The organism is Crocosphaera chwakensis CCY0110, assembly GCF_000169335.1.
GTDB classification, from domain to species: Bacteria; Cyanobacteriota; Cyanobacteriia; order Cyanobacteriales; family Microcystaceae; genus Crocosphaera; species Crocosphaera chwakensis.
The window spans coordinates 1-19,623 of the sequence record NZ_AAXW01000049.1; the positions used below are offsets into that span (position 1 = coordinate 1).

Genomic DNA, 19,623 nt, shown 5'->3' on the forward strand with positions numbered 1-19,623 from the left:
AGATATCTGCTCTTGACAATATGCACGATAAAGAGTGGACAATTCTTGGAAAATAATTCCTATTGACCAACCATCAGAAATAACATGATCTATGGTTAATATTAAGGTATAGTTATCTACTGATTTTTGAACAATTTTTACACGAAATAAGGGTAATTTAGATAGTTTAAAGTTAGTTTGAGCTTGCTCATATGCTAATTGTTCAAGTTTATTTTTTTGCTCTGTTGCAGTTAATAATGTTAGGTCTGTAACTTCAAAATCAATTATTGGTTTTTCCTGAATTACTTGAACAGGTTCATTCTCAAAAATTTCAAAAGTTGTACGAAGAATTTCATGACGCTGAGCCATTTCTAAGAAACTTTTTTCAAGAATTTCTACTCTTAAATTTCCTTGCCAATCCAGAATCATTGGTATGGTGTAAAGATTCCTTTTTCTTTTAATTTGACTTAAAAGCCATAGTTGACTTTGAGAAAAAGATAATTGATGATAATTCTCTCTTTTAACAGGTTTAATGCTACCGTAGGAGGACTGTTTAAACGATAATGCTAGAGACTCTTTTTGCTTATTAATTTGATTGATAATTTCTTCAAAAGTGATACCTTCAAGAAAATCAGAAAAAGCAACCTCTAATCCTAAATCATTTTTTATTTTATTTTTTATTTCCATTGCCATTAATGAATCTAATCCTAGTTGATTTAAGGATTTTTCTTCAAGAATTTGCTCAGAATTACATCCTAATACATGAGAAATTATTCCTTTTAAATAAGATTTGATAATGGTAAAACGTTCTGACTCTGGTCTTTCTTTAATTAAAGTTAAAACTTGTGATTTATTACTAACAGATTCACTCGTTATTGTTTTTGAAGTTTCTAAGGTTCCTGTTGTAAGTATAGGGGATTTTTTTGTAGTTTGAAGCCAATAAGATTGTCTTTGAAAGGGATAAGTGGGAAGTTGTAATCGTTGATGAGGATAATGACCACTAAAGGCTTGCCAGTTAATCTTAACTCCTTTGATAAAAAGCTGAGCTAAGTTAAATAAAAGTAATTCCCATTCTGATTGCTCAGTTTGCTTGTTTCCTAACCACAAAGTTTGCTTTGAGTCATTTTTCTCAGGATCTAACAAAATAGATTGAGCGCCAATTTCAATAACAATATCAAGATTTTTCTCCAGTAAATTCCTAATTGTATCAGTTAAAGATGATGATTTATCGAAATGATTTAGCCAATAATCAGGGGTTGTGATCGCCTCATTACTTTGATGATTGGACTCAGAAATTATGGGAATTTTAGGTTCTGTATAATTTATTTGTTGTGTAATTTCTCTAAATTTTGCTCTGTCTTCATTTGAGCGAGAAGATAAAAGCATTTTATTTCTAGCAATAATTAATTTTAAGCCATCTTCTAAACTAAATATTTCAGCTAGGCAAGCTGCTACATACTCCCCTACTCCATAACCTGCTATTAGAGTCGGTTCTATTCCCCAAGATTGCCATAATTTAGCAAGACCATATTCTATGGAAAATAAAGCAGTATCATGCTCAATGGTCTGCTGGTTTGGAAGTTTTTGGGGATTTGAAACATTTAGAAATTCTAATAATGGTTTTTCTAAAAGAGTATTAATAATTTCACAACAGTGATCAAGGGTTTGGCGAAAACCAGGATAAAGTTCGTAAAGTTGTCTCCCTATCTTTGCCAAAGCGACCAAATCTTTTCCCGAAAAGAAAAACCCAATTGTTGGAGCTTTCTTGTTTATTATCTTACCGTAATGTAATCTTTCGCTTGATTGACCCTGAATAACGTTTTCTAGTTCTTGAGATAACTGAGGAATAGATTGACTAACAATGGCAAGACGATGATCAAAAGAGGCACGTCCTGTATTTGCTGTAAAGCAAATATCCTCTAAAGATAAATCTTGATGTGCTTCGAGATAAGTAAGGTAGCGTTGTGCCAGTTCTTTTAAAGCTTGATCGCTTTTTGCTGAAAGGGTGAGCAAATTGGTGGTGAGATTAACCCTCTTTATGGTGTTTGTCTTCTGATTATTAATTTCTAAGGGGGTTTCCTCTACGATTAGGTGGCAATTTGTACCACCAAAACCAAAGGCACTAACACCAGCTATTCTCGTATCTGTTTCTTTTTCCCAAGGTTGACATTGGGTAGGAATTTTTAGTGGTGTGCCTTCTATAGAAATATAGGGATGAAGTGTCTCAAAATGAAGATGAGGAGGGATTTGTTTATGTTGCAAAGAAAGAATCACCTTAATCAGACTGGCCATTCCTGATGCGGATTCTAAATGACCAATATTGGTTTTAGAGCTACCTACCCAACAAGTTTTCTGGGGAGAGTCTGACTCTCTAAGGACAGCTTTTAAGGCATTAATTTCAATAGAGTCCCCTACTGGTGTTCCGGTTCCTTGCACTTCTATATAATCCAGTTGGTTTGGGTTGACTTGAGCATTCTTTAAAGCTTGACGGATTAGTGTTCGTTGAGCAAGGCCATTCGGTGCCATCAAACCATTGGTTAAACCATCTTGATTAACGGCTGAACCTCGGATCACTGCCTGAATGTTGTCTCCATCCCGTAGCGCATCTGAGAGGCGTTTAAGAACAACTATGCCACAGCCTTCCCCACGAACGTAGCCATCAGCTTTACTATCAAAGGTTTTACAACGGCCATCAGATGCCATCATACGAGCTTGGGAAAAGATAATATTAAATTCTGGGGATAAAATGAGGTTGACACCGCCTGCTAAACATAACTCTGATTCATGAAGGCGTAAACTTTGACAAGCATAGTGAACTGCAACCAGAGATGAAGAACAAGCGGTATCTATAGCTAAACTAGGCCCTTTTAAGTTTAAACAGTAAGATAGACGATTCGCTGCAATGCTAAATACGTTTCCCGTTCCACTATAAGCACTGATGGCAGAGAAATCTTGTAGGGAGCATCTTCCATAATCGTTATTACTAATACCGATAAACACGCCAGTTTGACTTCCTGCTAGTTTCCCAGGAGCTAAACCGCCATTTTCTAGACTTTCCCAGGCAACCTCCAATAATAATCTTTGTTGAGGATCAATGTATTCAGCTTCACGAGGAGAGATGCCAAAAAATTCTGCATCGAAGGTATCAACTTCTTGTAAAAAGCCACCCCACTTTGTATTCATTTTTCCTAATGTTGTGGGATTTTCATCATACAATAAACTATTATCCCAACGGTTTGAAGGTACTTCTGTAATGCAGTCAATACCATTAGACAATAACTGCCAATATTTTTCTGGATTATTGGCAGACGGGAAACGACAGCCTATACCAATGATTGCAATGGATTCCACAATTGCTTTACTCCCCCTAGGCTCTAATCTGACTTTAATATAATTCCCTAAATTTACCGATCAGATAACATTGTTACTTTACTTAATCTTAACAAGATATTCACTTACGGCTTCAATGGTTGGATAATCAAAGAGGAGTGTTGGCTCAAGATCGCATTTAAGCCAGTCTTGGAGTTCACCACTAAGAACAATAGCCGATTCAGAATCTAGACCATAGCTTTCAAAAGGGACAGTAATGTCAAGTTGATTAGGGTCTACTTCAAGTAATTCAGCTAATTTAGACATTAACCAGCTTTGAATCTCTGATTTATCGGGTGGTTTTTCTAAATTTTGATTGGCCATTTTTTATTGACTGACTTTAAAAATTGTCTAATCATGAATAGTCTAACAGATATTTATCATGTTCGGTATTTTCTCCTGGTACAGTCTCCTTAATATTACCAATAACTTCTGTATATTTATTGATTAGATGCCCGATTTAATTTGTAAGCAATAAACTCTATTTAAAAGAATATTTGTCAAGAATATTGGATAGTTTTGCTTGAAAATATTCTTTTATCCATATTTCTACCCTTTTTAGTTTATCTTTTGGTTCATTGTTATTCAACAGTCCATACCTTAAAAGTGCATAGATTTAATTAGAGGAAACTTGAGCTAAACACGCCTTTCGGGATTTAACTACTGGCAAACAATCAGAGTTATTACTTAAAAATTGCTCCTTACAGCGAGAACGTTGAATTTTACCACTGGATGTTTTGGGAATAGTTGCGGTTCTTATTAAGACGATATCATAAACTTGTAATCCGTGATCTCTAGCTACTGCTTTGCAAATAGCTTCTTTAACTTCCTTAATGTTTATCTTCCTTAGATGGGTACGCTCAACTTCTTGAACAATAATAAGTCTTTCTTTTTCCTCGGTTTCCACGGTAAAAGCTGCACCATAACCTGGTCTTAAAGCTGGATGAGATTGTTCAACGGTTAATTCAATATCTTGAGGGTAATGGTTGCGTCCTCTAATAATCAAGACATCTTTGAGTCTTCCCGTCACAAATAATTCTCCGTCCTTGAGAAACCCTAAATCTCCAGTGCGTAAAAATGTCCCTTCTCCATTCGCTAATTTAGCTTGAAAGGTTTTCGCGGTTTCTGCTTCCCGTTGCCAATAACCTTGAGTGACAGTTTTGCCTGATACCCAAATCTCTCCCACTTCATCAGCAGCACAGGGGGTTAAAGTATTTGGATTAACAATCAATACTTTAGTATCAATTTCTGTTTTACCACATCCCACTAATGTTACGGCATTGTCGTCATTTTGGTCTGCTCTGACTACTTTATTTTTTTGTAAAGCTTCAGCTTGAAACCGATAAACCTGAGGAGTATCTTCTTTATGAACTGCTGATACAACCAAGGTAGCTTCAGCCAACCCATAACCAGGACTCATAGCAGTAGGATTAAAACCACAAGATTCAAAGGCTTTAGCAAAATGCTCCAAAACATCCGCTCTGACGGGTTCAGCACCATTTAATGTCATTTTCCAGCTACTTAAATCTAAAGTAGCCTTTTGTTCAGGAGTAATTTTACGAGTGCAAAGATCGTAAGCGAAGTTAGGTGCAGCACTATGGGTTCCTTTATAGTGGGAAATAGCCTGGAGCCAACGAAAAGGACTTTGAATAAAATAGGCAGGAGCCATCATATAACAGGGAATGCCTTTATAAAGGGGTTCGAGTACCCCGTAAATTAGTCCCATATCGTGGAAAGTTGGCAGCCAAGTAACCATAACACTATCCGATGTGTGTTGCCATACTCGATCCATACCCTCACAATTAACCAGTAAATTTTCATGAGTCACCATGACTCCTTTGGGATTTCCAGTCGAACCTGATGTATATTGCAAGAAAGCTAAGTTTTTCTCAGTAATTCCTATTTCTGGTAAATTGTAACTTTGGTTAAATTGTTTGAGATGATCATCAGTTGCTAAGAATTTGAAGCTATGTAATTCTGGGTGATCTACTAGTCCTTGTTGTAAGTTACTGAGAATGGTACTTGTTGTTAATATTTCTTTTGCGTCACAGTCTTTAATAATGGCTTGCAATCTGTGGAAAGATTGATTGCGCTTAGGTGGATAAACGGGAACTGCAATGACCCCTGCATATAAACAGGCAAAAAACGCTATAACAAAGTCTAACCCAGGAGTATACATCAATAAAGCCCGTTCTCCTTGTAATCCAAGACTATAAAGAATAGACCCTAGTTCTCTAGCTCTTCTATCTAATTGTTGATAAGTTAAAGAGGATTCTTCTGTTTTGCCACTACTGAGAAAAGTATAGGCAGTTTTTGATGGTTGATATCTGGCTCTCTCCTTAAGAAGACTAACAAAATTTTCTTCAGCAGCAAAGTAAGGTAAATGTTTTAACTGATACATAACTCCTCATACCTCACATTATGGTTAAGGTTCAACTTGGTTAGGTTCTATGAAACAGAAGAAATGTAAAAAACTCGTTAGCTTTCCCAAAATAATTTTTATAGAACTTATCGAAAATATGTATACGTTTATGAGAAATTATGAAGCATTCATATTAACACATTTAGGCATACTATCAGAAATCCCCAGAAAGTCGCTAGCAAAAATAGCAAAAGCAGTGACGTTAAAAGATAGTAAAGGATTAAGTTATTTTCAATTAGATACGATTATTCCTGATTCCTGTTCTCAAACCTCTACTATCAAATCAGTTTCTTCAAACCCTTTCAAGTTATAGGTATTAATGGTTTCAATATAGAGACAAGAGAATATAAGTTACCCTAGCAATACCTAATGAAAGAGAAAAAATTTTTCTTGTAAAAAATATTAACGTCAGTGACTTAGGTGAAATAAGTAAAAACCGTAAGCTTTAGCCTTCTATTTTACATTTTGTATGCCGTAGTTTTAAGACCATGTTAGTAATATCATGGTCATTACTAGATAACATTGAATTAAATATATTCACTAATTCAGAAAGTTCACGGATATAGAAAGTTTGTTTCCAGTGTTATCTTTGTATTAAATAAAAGAATATGGTGCTAATATTATGGTTTATATATTGGATAAAATCAGTTCTCTTGATAATCATTTTTCTAATTATTATTATGCAAAGAATAAAATTGATTTTCCTTCAAATCTAGTGGATCTTCTGAGATATAGAGCCATCAATCAACCTCATCAAAAAGCTTATACATTTTTAAAAGATGGAGAAACAGAGTCAATTAGTCTTACTTACGAAGAGCTAGATTTAGAGGCAAAAAATATTGCGACCAAAATGCTATTGTTAGGAGTGTCCGGAGAGAGAGCCTTACTCTTGTATCCACCAGGAATTGAATTTATCACCGCATTTTTTGGTTGTTTATATGCTAGTATAATTCCCATTCCACTTTATCCTCCTAAACGTAATCAAAATTTATTAAGACTCCAATCTGTTGTTGCGGATGCTGGAGCCAAAATTGCTTTAACAACCCAGAATATTTTAGACAATATCGAAAAACATTTTGTTAATACACCAGACTTAGCAGCACTCAACTGGTTCACCACGGATAATTATGAAGAGAATTTAGCGGAAAGTTGGTATCCTCCTAAAATTAGCAGTCATTCTCTAGCTTTTTTACAATATACATCAGGTTCGACTGGAAATCCCAAAGGGGTCATGGTGACTCATGAAAATTTATTAATTAATTCAGCCGATCTTGACCAAGGATGGCAACATACATCGGATAGTGTTATTGTCACTTGGCTTCCCACCTTTCATGATATGGGACTGATTTATGGGGTGCTACAACCCCTCTATAAAGGTATTCCTTGTTATATGATGTCTCCTGCAACCTTTTTACAGAGTCCAGTGCGTTGGCTTCAAGCTATCAGTCACTACAAAGGAACCCATAGTGCTGCACCCAACTTTGCTTACGAACTTTGCGCTCGTAAAATTACTCCTGAACAAAAAGAAACCCTAGATTTAAGTAGTTGGAAAATGGCTTTAAATGGGGCTGAACCCGTCAGAGCGGATGTTTTGGAACGTTTTGCTAAAGCCTTTTCATCTTGCGGTTTTAAAGCTACTGCTTTCTGTCCTGGATATGGGTTAGCTGAAGCCACTTTAAAAGTGGCAGCCGTTCGTACTACAGAAGAACCTACGCTCTATCGAGTTCAAACTGATGCTTTACAAGAAAATAAAGTTGTTGAAGCTCAACCACAGGACGAAAATCAACAAGTTTTGGTTGGATGTGGTACAACAGAAATTGATACTCGCATTGTAATTGTTAATCCAGATACTTTAACCCCCTGTGCTGCTGACGAAGTAGGAGAAATTTGGGTATCTGGTCAAACGGTAGCCCAAGGTTATTGGCAACGGGAAGTAGAAACTGCTAAAACCTTTCAAGCTAAATTAGCGAATGGAGAAGGGACATTTTTACGCACTGGGGATCTAGGGTTTTTCAAAGACGGAGAATTATTTGTAACCGGAAGACTCAAAGATGTCTTGATTATTAGAGGACGCAACCATTATCCTCAAGATATTGAAATGACCGTTGAGCAATGTCATGATGCAATTGTTAATAATCGTAGTGCTGCTTTTACGGTTGAGGTTAACGGTAAAGAAAAATTAGTGATTACGGCTGAGTTAGAACGTCGTTATCATAATCGTCGTAAAAAAGTTAGCCAGCCTGCTCTACAAGAAGAAAGACGGAAATCCAGCGATCGCCGTCAAGCCATCTCTGATGACCCAGCATTTGAGATGAAGGTTTCAAAACAACCCATTGGTGCTGAAGTCGTCAATAGTATCAAAAAGGCTGTGTGTATTCATCATGGATTACAAGTTCATCGTATTCTTCTATTAAGAGTAGGAACTATTCCTAAAACTTCTAGCGGTAAAATTCAACGGTATGCTTGTTGTCAAGGTTTCCTGAATAACACTTTGAATGTTGTTTACGATAGCAAGATATAACTGAATTAATGCCTAACTAATTTTTGTACTACTGTGTAGTGTCGCTACAAGTGGGCAGCGATCGCCAACAAGAAGAAAACCCTAACAGTAGGGTTTTCTAGTAAATAGAGAGAATTAATGAATTCCCCCTATAGATATTATCTAACCTTAACTCACCGCAGAAGGTTGAGGCGTGTTAAAGAAAAGTTGTCGAATTTGTTCAGCAATTTGAGGACTGCTTAACTCTAAATCAGCCTTTGATTCATCTGGTTTAGCATGATCGACTAATTTATCCGGAACGCCAAACCGCTTAACTGGGACAACGACATCATGATCTAGTAACGCTTCAGCTACAGCCGAACCGAAACCACCCATTAAACAACCTTCTTCTAAGGTCACTACTTTACCAATGCGTTGCGCTAAAGGAACGATTAACTCTGTATCAAGCGGTTTAACAAATCGGGCATTAATTACCGTTGCCTCAATTCCATGTTCTTTGAGAATTTCGGCCACTTGTAATGATTGATGCACCATGGTTCCGTAACCAACAAGAAGCACATCATCACCGTTGCGAAGAATTTCTCCTTTACCGATAGGTATAGGTTCCCAACCTTCTTCCATCAAAGGAACCCCCACTCCACTACCGCGAGGATAACGCATAGCGATCGGTCCGTCGGTATGATTGATCCCTGTTACTACCATACGCTGCAATTCTGCCTCATCTTTCGGAGCCATAACTGTTAGATTAGGAATACAACGCAGATAAGCGATATCATAAAGTCCTTGGTGGGTTGGCCCATCGGCCCCGACAATACCGGCTCTGTCTAAACAGAAGAAAACGGGGAGATTTTGGATACACACATCATGTAATACTTGATCATAAGCCCGTTGTAAGAAGGTCGAGTAAATTGCCACCACTGGTCGCATTCCTTCACAAGCTAACCCGGCAGACAAAGTAACCGCGTGTTGTTCAGCAATACCTACATCAATGTATTGTTTTGGTAATTTGGCTTGTAATTTATCTAATCCCGTGCCTGTTGCCATGGCCGCAGTAATCCCCACAATCTTAGGATCATTTTGCGCCAAAGTAGTTAAAGTATGGGCGAAGACCTTTGAATAACTCGGAGGTTTAGGTTTATTGGAAGGAATCCCCTTACCCGTAGCTAAATTAAAGGGACTTTGGGCATGGTAACCGACTTGATCTTTTTCCGCTAATTCATAGCCTTTTCCTTTGACAGTGGCTACGTGAACAAAAACAGGGCCAACTGCTTTGTGCGCTTGTTTGAAGGTAGTAATTAATTCTTCTAAGTTATGACCATCAATAGGGCCAAAATACTTAAAGCCTAATTCTTCAATCACTGCTCCAACTTTAGGCATAGCTAGACGTTTCATCCCTTCTTTTACCCGTTCCATCTCTGGTGTCAGTGACTCTCCAAAGAACGGTAAATGTTTAAATTGTTCTTCGAGATTGTCTGAAAGAAACTGCACAGGTTCACTCAAACGAACTTTGTTGAGATAGCGAGAAATAGCGCCTACGTTGGGAGAAATGGACATTTCATTGTCATTTAGCACCACCATTAGGTTAGTATTGGGCAAATGTCCAGCATGATTAATGGCTTCTAAGGCCATACCACCAGTTAATGCTCCATCTCCAATAATGGAGACAACTTTATAATCTTCTCCCTTAGCATCTCTGGCTAATGCCATCCCTAACCCAGCAGAGATGCTGGTAGAGGCGTGCCCAGCACCAAAATGGTCAAATTTGCTTTCGCAGCGTTTCAAGTAGCCAGCAATCCCATCTTTTTGCCGTAGGGTATGAAAACGATGATAACGACCTGTTAACATTTTATGAGGATAGGCTTGATGACCTACATCCCAAATAACTTTATCTCGATCGAGATCAAGGGTTTGATAGAGAGCGATGGTTAATTCTACTACCCCTAATCCTGGGCCAAGGTGTCCTCCACTCGCAGCAATTGTCTGTAAATGCTTTTCTCGAATTTGGCGGGCAATATCTTCTAATTGTCGAATTGATAAACCATGTAGCTGGTTTGGATGAGTAATATCACTTAAATTCATAATGGTTGGTTTGTACCATCTTGATTTGATTGTTACATACTATTTTGACACTCTTCTCCCCCTAAGAGTAGGGTAATCCTTATGGGAAACAATAATAAGCTGACAATTGGCTCAGGGTATAGGGTTGGTAAAGAATTCTATGACTAATGTATAATTTGATTTTTGAATTTGTAGTAATTACAGTGAATCTGCCATTGTTTCTGGGGACTTGGTGGGATAGGTATTAGATCAATCCTCAGTTATTGCCTTTTTCCCTATATCTGTTAATGTACATATTTAGATTGTTTATTATTATCTAGATTTTTATGATCTTCTGATTTAGTGAATAAGACAAATTTGATGATGAAAATTTAGGTGAGGTTTGATTGAATTCCCATGTGATTAGAATCAAGAAGCCTTGAGAAACTTTTTAAAACTCAAAAAGTCAACTTAATTAATTAAACTTTATTGAATTTTTTTGAAAGTTTAGTCAACAGTAATCGTAAAATTGGGAGGAAATCAAATGACGGATTATGGTATGTTTTTCGATGGAAACGGAAAGCGTATAGATGGTACTGGCTATTCCATTGTTGTTTTAGACACGGGTATTGATTTAAATCACCCTTTTTTTGGTCCTGATCTTAATAACGATAATGTAGCAGATAGAATTATTTATCATTATGATTTTGCTGCTACTACATTAGAAAATTTTAGCGATCCCACCAGTAATGATGATAATAAAGCAGATGATCATAATAAACATGGGAGTCATGTCGCAAGTATTGCAGCTTCTAGTGATTCAAACTATCCAGGGATAGCACCAGGTGTCAATATTATTGCCCTCAAAGTATTTGATAATAATAATAAAGCTAATTTTTTAGATATAGAACAGGCTTTAGAATGGGTGCTAGATAATCATGATGCCTATAATATTGCTAGTGTTAATATGTCTATTAGTAATGGATTTAACTATGAATATCCTTTATATGCTGGCAATATCATTGAGAATGAATTACAAGAATTAGTTGATAATAATGTTATTGTAGTTTCTTCTGCAGGTAATACAGGAGAATATGGAGTTTCTTATCCGGCAGCGAGTATCAATTCTTTAGCGGTTTCTAGCGTTGATAACCAAGGTAAAATTGCTAATTTTTCCCAGCATCATCCCGATTTAACCGACGTATTTACCCCTGGCGTGGGTATTAAAGCAGCCAATAATAAAGGGGGAACGACCACTTTATCAGGAACAAGTATGTCCGCTCCCCAAGTAACCGGGGCGATCGCCATCGCACAACAGTTAGCTGAACAAGAGTTGGGACGGAAATTAACCTTAGAGGAAATTCGAGATTTACTCGCAGAAGGGGATAATGTTGTTGACAAACCTCAATACGAAGGGAAATTATTAAATATCGAAAAATTAGGAAACGCCATCTTAGCAATGGCTCCATCTCAAAAAAATGATGGGACACCATCTGATCAATTTAATGATCTGTCCGAAGAAACCTCTGTTGATAATAATGCTGTCATTGCTGAAATTGGACAAATTACTAATTTAAACCATGTAAGTCAAACCATTTTTCTTGATCATAACTTCATTAACCCTGTTATCTTTGCTCAACCCTTATCCTACAATGGTCCTGATCCCTCCACAGTGAGAATTACTGATATTCAAGGCGATCGCTTCTCAGTCAATGTTCAAGAAACCACTTTAATTAATGGCAATACCCACAGTGGTGGCCATACTCAAGAAACCTTTAGTTTCTTAGTTCTAGAACAAGGGGTTTGGCAACTGTCTGATGGTACGATTATCGAAGTGGGTACAGTCACCACCGACGCTACCACTCGCTCTGATTGGCATAATATTACCTTTAATCACGATTTTACTGATACCCCAGTCGTCTTAACTCAAGTTCAAACGGATAATGATGCAACCTTTGTGCGAACTCGTCAAAATAATATCACTAAAAATGGATTTAAAGTCGCTTTAGAAGAAGAAGAAGCATTTAAGAATACTAAACATGAGTCAGAAAACATTGCTTGGTTGGCCATTTCTCCAGGTCAAGGTAATTGGGATGGTAATCAGTTTATTGCAGGTAATACTGGCGATCGGGTGACCCATGATTGGCATACCATTAACTTTGGTAATAATTTTAGTAATGCTCCTAAATTTTTAGGCAATATCGCCACTTTTGATGGTGGTGATTCTTCAGGTTTAAGGTATAAAAATCTTACTAATGGTAATGTTCAAATTATGATTGAAGAAGATACCAGTAAAGATAGCGAAACTTGGCATACTACTGAAGATATTAATTTTTTAGCCATTGAAAGTAACGGAACCTTAACTGGAGCTACAGTTGATTCTTTAACGGGATTGAATTATTCTCAATTAGCAAGTGTTGATCAGGATGTTTTTACTTTAGGTAATGAAAATGAATCATTCTATGATAACTATGGACAACAAGATTATTTAGAAATATCCGATTTTGATGTCTCTCAAGATATCATTCAATTACATGGAAACATAAAGGACTATTATCTTGGTGCTTCTCCTTTTGGAGCGAATACTCAAGGCATCTTTTTAAAGGTTGCAGGTATGGAAAATGAATTAATTGGGGTTGTCAAAAATGCAAAAACTTTAGATTTAAACAGTCAAAACTTTATTTTTGTTTAATGCTTAAATCTCGATTTTTTATCATTATAATCTTGGTAATTTATTGGATAGTGTTGGGAGTTTATACACCCACATTATCCTATAATTCTTTGTCAGGTAAAGTCAGTATTGTTTTAGAAAAAGCCTTGTGGAGAAACTCGAATAAAGAGATTACTTATCAAGATATTACTCTTGATCTAATTTGTGAAAATAATGATTGTTATTCTGAGATTTGGGGATTTGCTCCTGACTTTAATCAATCGGAACATCAAGGAACTGTTATTATCAATAAATCTAATGATCAATGGATTTTAGATGTTGATTTAATGATCAATCGAGATCCCTGGTTATCTTGGTCAGGAAAGGCTAATTATAAAATTGAATTAACCAAGAAAAATGAAAAAGTTTTAGTCGGAAACTATCAAGGTAATTTCAACAATAAATTATTACAAGGAAAAGTATCAGGAATAATAAAACCACTATATCCTCAGCCTTTAACTTATCATAAACCTATTAAATCTCAAGAGCATCCTCGTCTTCTTTTTCGAGAGGAAATGGTTCCAGAAATACGAAAAAAAGCAACGACAAAAATAGGGAAACAAATTTTTAATAAATTAGAAGAAACCCTTAATCAAACTATTGTTTACGACGACTATGTTCCCAACGCAGGGTATCACGCAGCAGGACAATGTTTTCACGCTTTAATTGAAGAAAACCCTAAACAAGCTAATCAGGCTTGGACAGTGGTGAAAACTGCTATAAATACCTCCTATCGTCGCTTGTTTGAGTTATCCCCAATGGTTACAGGAATAGCGATCGCTTATGATTTGTGTTACCGTTATTGGGATGATAATGATCGCATTAGTGTATCTAATTGGCTGGCTCAACAAGCACAATTATTGATTGATGGGACTCCAGACAAAGGATGGAACCCCACAGCATGGAGTAATTGGAATGCTAGAGCTAGAGGGGCTGCAGGATTAGCAGCATTAGCGATTTTAAAGGAATCAAAAGGTAATTTTTCTCAAGATATCGATATTGAACAACTATTAACCATTGCCAAGCGTAATATTATTCACTACTTAGAAACAGCGATCGGAGATAAGGGTTTTGGAACCGAAGGAGATCATTATACTACTGAGCCTTTCATCTTAACTTTATTTCCTTTTTTCACAGGTTATTATCATGTTAAAGGGGAAAACTTTGCTACTCAAAATTCTAACTTAGCTTGGTTATTACCTAACTATTTAATGCGGATTATTCCAAGAGATAAAAGTTATCCTATTCCTAGTTACGGAAGACATCGAAATTATCCAGGAGGATCATTATTTGCGATGGGAATGGGTTCAGTTCCTTTTAATTTTCTACCTGGAGTAATGTGGGGATTTGATCATTATTGGGGAGAAAATGGAGATCAAAGTTTTGGTATAAAAAATAGTTTAGATGCAATATTTTTATTAGTTAATTATCGTGAAAATTTATTAATTAAGCATCCTTCTACGATTTTTGATAAAGTCTTAGCCGATGAGAAAAAGGGATTTTATGTATTTCGTAATCAGTGGAACAATAAGAATGATTTTGTAGCAAGTATTTATGGAAAACGAGAATATTTAACTAAGTCTTGGTCATTTCCAGATACAGGAAGTTTTCGTATTTGGGGGTTAGGAGAAAATTGGGCGATCGCAGGAGAAAGTAAGAATCAACCAGAAAATGAAAACATTATTATTCAAGAAAATGCTAATAAGTTAACAATGGAACCTATTTATTTTCAATCTCAAAAAGATGGTTCAGGGATTGTTAGTTTACAAGCTAAAAATTGGTTAAGATCCTTTGCTGTTGATTATTCTAATATTTCAGGGGTTCCTGGTTTATTTGTTATGGTTGATCAATTTAATGATTCTCAAAATGATCATACTTGGGTCATGAATACTCAAGGAAATATAACGATTGATAAGAATATATTTATGATTAAACGCGATGAGAATGTAACTATGAAAGGAACTTTTATTACCCCTGACAATGTTAACTTACAGTATGATGACAATAATAAGAGAATTGTTGCTCAAGGAAAGGGTGATTTTTTTGTTATTATGACAGTTCAAAAAAATAAGATTCCTAACTTAAAAATTATTAATAATTCCATAAACTCTCAAGTTCTAATTGGAAATAGAATTATTACTTTTAAGGATAAACATATTTCTTTTGGTATTGAATAATCTCATGTAACTATTCAACTGTTCGCTAATACTTCAGTATCAGTAACTAATAACTGGTCACTGATTGCTGATAACTGATAACTGACTATTAATGAAGTTTGTAGCCTCTTGAGATGTTAAAGGTGGAAAAATTAAGTACCCTTGAATCGCCTCGCATTGCAACTTTTGTAACTGCTTACGTTGAAAATCTGTTTCAACTCCTTCAGCTACTACATTCATACCTAAAGATTGGGCAATATAAATAATTGCTTTAATAATACTAACATCAGCTTGATTAGAATCATAGTCTAAACCATCCACAAAAGATTTATCAATTTTTAGAGTATTAATAGGAAACCGCTTCAAATAATTTAAAGAAGAATAACCTGTACCAAAATCATCCAAACTAATTTCAATTCCCTGTTTTTGTAGTTGAGGTAAAAGAGAAAGAACTCTATCGGTATTTTTAATCAATAAACTTTCTGTTAACTCTAATTTAAGATTTTTTCCTAATAACTTAGTCTTAGCCAATGTCTGCTCAATTGTTGCCAAAAATTGAGGAGATTGAAAATGATAAGCAGCAATATTTACACTAATTTTGAGAGAATTAGCTATCGGAAAATGAGCGCACCATTGAGCCATTTGACCACAAGCTTCTTCAAAAATCCATTCACTTAAGGGAATAATTAATCCTGTTTCTTCAGCCAAAGGAATAAACTTTCTCGGAGAAATTAAATCCTTGTCAGGATGAACCCAACGCACTAAAGCTTCAAACCCTAATAATTGCAAAGAATTAGTAGAAACAATCGGTTGATAATGTAGGATAAATTGTTGCTCTTCTAATGCTTGTCTTAAACTCGTTTCAAGTTCAAAGATTTCCTGTACCGTTTGGCGCATTTCTACATTAAACAGTTCGTAACTGGTCAGATTATTTCCTTTAGCACGATACATTGCGTTATCAGCATCCCGTAAGATATCTTCTCCGGTAGCATACTCTGAACTACTCATAGCAATACCAATACTCGCCGAAGTAAACAGGGTTTTATTCATCACCTGAACTGGCTTTTTAATATCTTCCTCAATACGTTCAATTACCTGTATTACTTCGTGGGGACTGCTAAGATCCTCTAGAAGAATAACAAATTCATCTCCTCCTAGTCGCGCTACTGTATCGCAACTACGGACATGAGACTTTAGGGTATCAGCGATGTAGATAAGCAATTGATCACCGACTAAATGACCTAAACTATCATTAATGACTTTGAAGCGGTCTAAATCAATAAATAATACGGCAAATAGCTTGTCAGGATATCGTTTAACCCGTTGAATGGCGTGATCTAAGCGTTCTGTAAGAAGGGTACGGTTAGGTAAACCTGTTAAAGCATCATGAAGCGCACGATAGCGTAACTGTTCCTCAGCTAATTTGCGATCAGTGATATCTAGCAGTAGCACCACCACTTGAGTTAGGCAGTTCTGGTCATCAAAAGAAGGAAAAGCATTAACTAAAGTCCAAATAGGAGCTATTGAAGGGTTTCGCTGGATACCCATAACATAATTTTCTAAAGGAACTTGAGTCCTCAAAACCTGCTGACAAGGACGTTTTTCTGGTGGGAGTCTGGCTCCTGACTCATCGATAAGAGTGGCACCTATCTCCAAAGAAGGAGACAGAGATAAACTTTCAGAACAGATGTCCAATAATTTCCAACCAGCTAAGTTAGCCATCATGATGTTACCCTCAGCATTGTAAATAATCACCCCAGCTTGAAGATTGTTAATTAATTCGTAATAGTTGGCTTTGCTTAAACGTAGTTTTCTCAGGGTAATTTCGAGGGATTCCGTTTTAGCTTGTAATGCTTGGGTTCGTTCGGTTACTCGTTGTTCAAGATGGGTCAGAGTTTCTCTCAATTGAGTCAGCATTTGATTAAGAGCCGTGGCTACAATACCAAATTCATTAGAGGTCGAAAACTCTAGTGTCTCTTCTAAGGAACCTTGAGCAATACGTTCGGAAACCTTCGTTAATTGGGTTAAAGGCTCTACAATCTTTTTTCCTAGCCATAAGCTAACCCATAACGTCAAAGCTAAAGAGGTTATCAAAGTTATTAACAGAGCTATGCGACTATAATTAGCTGTCCGAATTAACTCTGAACGGGCTTGTTCTGCTTGGATTTTGCTCCTCTGGCTAATCACTTCGAGAATGCGATCAATTTCTTTATTAATATTTTCTGCAACGATTTGATTAAATAAAACTTGTTGTTCTAGTAATAAAAGACTATCGAGAGTAGTAGCATAGTCCTGGGCTAATTTTTGAATAGGCGTATTGGTTGGATTATTTTTTAAAGCAGTCTGTAGTTCTTCAAGACTAGCTCGTAAATCAGTAGGAGAGCCTTGTTTGCCTGTTTGAAAATGTTTTTGTTGTTGAGCGATCGCTTTCAACAAAAGACGCTCAATTGTCCTATTTCTTACCAGAGTTCTGTCATTTACAAACTGGTTGATGAGGGTTTGCAGTTGTTGATAGAGTTGATATCCTTCGTCATTATCAATAATTCGTTCAGTGGTATTTTTAAACGCAGATTCATAGTTAGTAAATAAGGATTGGAGGATGGTCAGTTCCTCTTCAATATCAGAATTTTGTTGCTGTAGAGTTTGCAAAGTAGAGAGGTTTTGACGGGCTTGCTTGAGATATTTTTCTTGGCTGTTGAGGGCGTTTTGAATCTCTGGACTTAGTGTTTTGAGTTGCCAATTATCTAATAAATTATGTTCGGCTCTTCGTGTCAGCAAAAAATTACTTTTTAGTTCAAGATTCAATTCTCGTACACGAGCCGTATAATCGATGGTTCCCTGAGCGCGGTGACGAAAGTGTTGTAGGGTTCCGTAAATAATGACTGCACCAATTAAGTTCAACAGTAGAATTCCTCCGAATCCTAGCATGAGTTGACCCCGAATGGTTTTTAACCAGTGCAGTTTAGGTGTCATCAATAATCCTCTGGGAAGTCACTCATAATTTGCTTAATCTGAGTTTGTAGTTCAGCCACGGCAGACTCTTCGTTAGCACCATCATAAATCCTGTGAATAGTAGTGGCAATAGCTTTGGCTCCTTGATCCCAACGAGGATGAAGAACTACCGTCGGGCGAGAAGTTTTCATAGCGGTTTGCACAGCTAAAGCATAGTCAATATTCATGGCTTCTGTGTAAACTGAGGGGGTCACCCAAGATGAAAACCGAGGCGCACCCCCTGTCATTACGCCAATTTTCTGTTCTATCATCTGACTGGTCGCCCATTGAATAAATAACCAGCCCGCTTCAGGATTTTTTGATTTTTTAGCAATGCCTAATCCCCAAAGCCAATGACCTGTTAAACTTTGCTCTCCTGAACTCGGTAAAACCGTATAACCAACATTTCCTGCTATTTTAGAGAGCTTCGGGTTATCAAAATCAGGTCCAAAGAGACTGGCACCAATATAAAAAGCTGCTTTGCCTTCCTGAAACAAACGAGTGGCTTCAGGCCAATCTATCTCCTTAATATTAGGAGGTCCAGCTTGCATTAGTTGAGCATAGTTCCTTAAGCCTGCCATAATTCGTTTATCAGTTAAACGAGGTTGCTTCCAATCATTATCGAACCAGATATTATAGGGTAGATTAGAAGGCTCTGAACCCCAATGGTTAAGGATAATGCCTGTAACGGTATCAATAATGGTATCTGAAGGAATTCCTCGCATCACTGTCCCAAAAAACTTCCCTTCTCCTCTTTCCTTGATCTTGAGACTAGCTTCTACAAGTTCAGCCATGGTTTTTGGCACAAGGCCGTTCAAATACTGATTAATTAATGTTTTATTATAAAAAAGAATATAAGCTTCAAAAGTTGCAGGAATGCCAAAAAGATTTTGATTACTCTCTCCTGGGGGATAAGTGCCAGCTAAGCGAAAATTCTCAGGAAAATCGTAAAAATTGTAATCTAATTCGGTTAATTTTGGATTATTAATTAAAGGGGTCAGAGGGTGCAATAGATTTTTACGCCATAACCGATAGGCCGTAGAATCCATTGGTAAAAAAAAGACATCTATTTCTCCTGAATCATCATCATCCTCAAGGGTGGACTCCATCACCTTAAAATACTCTGGTTCAGGGACTATCTTAATGTTTATTTTAAGATTAGTTAATGTCTCAAAATCCGATAGATAGGGTTTTAGCCCTTCTGTCCAAGGATGATCATCGAGTAATAAAAAAATTTCTTTCCCAGCAAACTGTCCCCAGTCAAATGTCTGGTTTGTGTTTAATTTATCTGTTTTTAAGTTATGGCAAGCTGTGGGTACACTTATCATTAGTCCAGACAGAATCATCAATTTTATGAATTGTCGCCGATAGATAGTGTCTGTTAGTTTATAGTGTTTCAACTGGAGTTAATTAATAACAGTTAATATTTATTTTAACAACGATTAACTGAAAGTGAAAT

At 36.5% G+C, this 19,623-nt stretch carries 9 protein-coding genes; 3 read left to right on the forward strand and 6 right to left on the reverse strand.

Features of this window, described 5'->3' with window-relative positions; genetic code table 11:
- From CY0110_RS28070 to CY0110_RS21300, 3 genes are all read right to left on the reverse strand, one after another.
- A partial coding sequence (locus CY0110_RS28070; RefSeq protein WP_008277631.1) for a type I polyketide synthase occupies window positions 1-3,330 on the reverse strand: 3,330 nt, incomplete at its 3' end.
- 78 nt (window positions 3,331-3,408) lie between these two features.
- Complete coding sequence (locus CY0110_RS21295; protein WP_008277632.1) at window positions 3,409-3,672, reverse strand: acyl carrier protein; 264 nt, start codon at window positions 3,670-3,672, stop codon at window positions 3,409-3,411.
- Window positions 3,673-3,964: 292 nt separating this feature from the next.
- Entirely contained in the window at window positions 3,965-5,749 is a 1,785-nt protein-coding gene (locus tag CY0110_RS21300; protein WP_008277633.1) for a fatty acyl-AMP ligase, read from the reverse strand.
- Window positions 5,750-6,392: 643 nt separating this feature from the next.
- Here CY0110_RS21300 and CY0110_RS21310 point away from each other — a divergent pair.
- Complete coding sequence (locus CY0110_RS21310) at window positions 6,393-8,291, forward strand: fatty acyl-AMP ligase (RefSeq protein ID WP_008277635.1); 1,899 nt, start codon at window positions 6,393-6,395, stop codon at window positions 8,289-8,291.
- Between the two features lie 147 nt (window positions 8,292-8,438).
- Here CY0110_RS21310 and dxs read toward each other — a convergent pair whose 3' ends face one another.
- The gene (gene dxs / locus CY0110_RS21315; protein ID WP_008277636.1) at window positions 8,439-10,349 is read right to left on the reverse strand and encodes a 1-deoxy-D-xylulose-5-phosphate synthase; all 1,911 of its coding nucleotides are present in this window, start codon (window positions 10,347-10,349) and stop codon (window positions 8,439-8,441) included.
- A 502-nt stretch (window positions 10,350-10,851) separates the two neighbouring features.
- On the opposite strand from dxs, the gene CY0110_RS21320 reads away from it, so the two are divergent.
- Both CY0110_RS21320 and CY0110_RS21325 read left to right on the forward strand, forming a co-directional pair.
- On the forward strand, window positions 10,852-12,999 hold the full coding sequence (locus CY0110_RS21320; RefSeq protein WP_008277637.1) for a S8 family serine peptidase: 2,148 nt from the start codon (window positions 10,852-10,854) through the stop codon (window positions 12,997-12,999).
- A gap of 32 nt (window positions 13,000-13,031) precedes the next feature.
- Window positions 13,032-15,194, forward strand: a complete 2,163-nt coding sequence (locus CY0110_RS21325; RefSeq protein ID WP_232285774.1) for a hypothetical protein — start codon at window positions 13,032-13,034, stop codon at window positions 15,192-15,194.
- 57 nt (window positions 15,195-15,251) lie between these two features.
- Here the strand turns inward: CY0110_RS21325 and CY0110_RS21330 are convergent, their stop codons facing one another.
- Both CY0110_RS21330 and CY0110_RS21335 read right to left on the reverse strand, forming a co-directional pair.
- Window positions 15,252-18,146 (reverse strand): EAL domain-containing protein, encoded by a 2,895-nt coding sequence (locus CY0110_RS21330; RefSeq protein ID WP_008277639.1) that lies wholly within the window; start codon window positions 18,144-18,146, stop codon window positions 15,252-15,254.
- Window positions 18,146-19,492 (reverse strand): extracellular solute-binding protein, encoded by a 1,347-nt coding sequence (locus CY0110_RS21335; protein WP_232285775.1) that lies wholly within the window; start codon window positions 19,490-19,492, stop codon window positions 18,146-18,148. The genes CY0110_RS21330 and CY0110_RS21335 overlap by 1 nt, the downstream gene beginning before the upstream one ends.
- Between the last annotated feature and the right edge of the window lie 131 nt (window positions 19,493-19,623).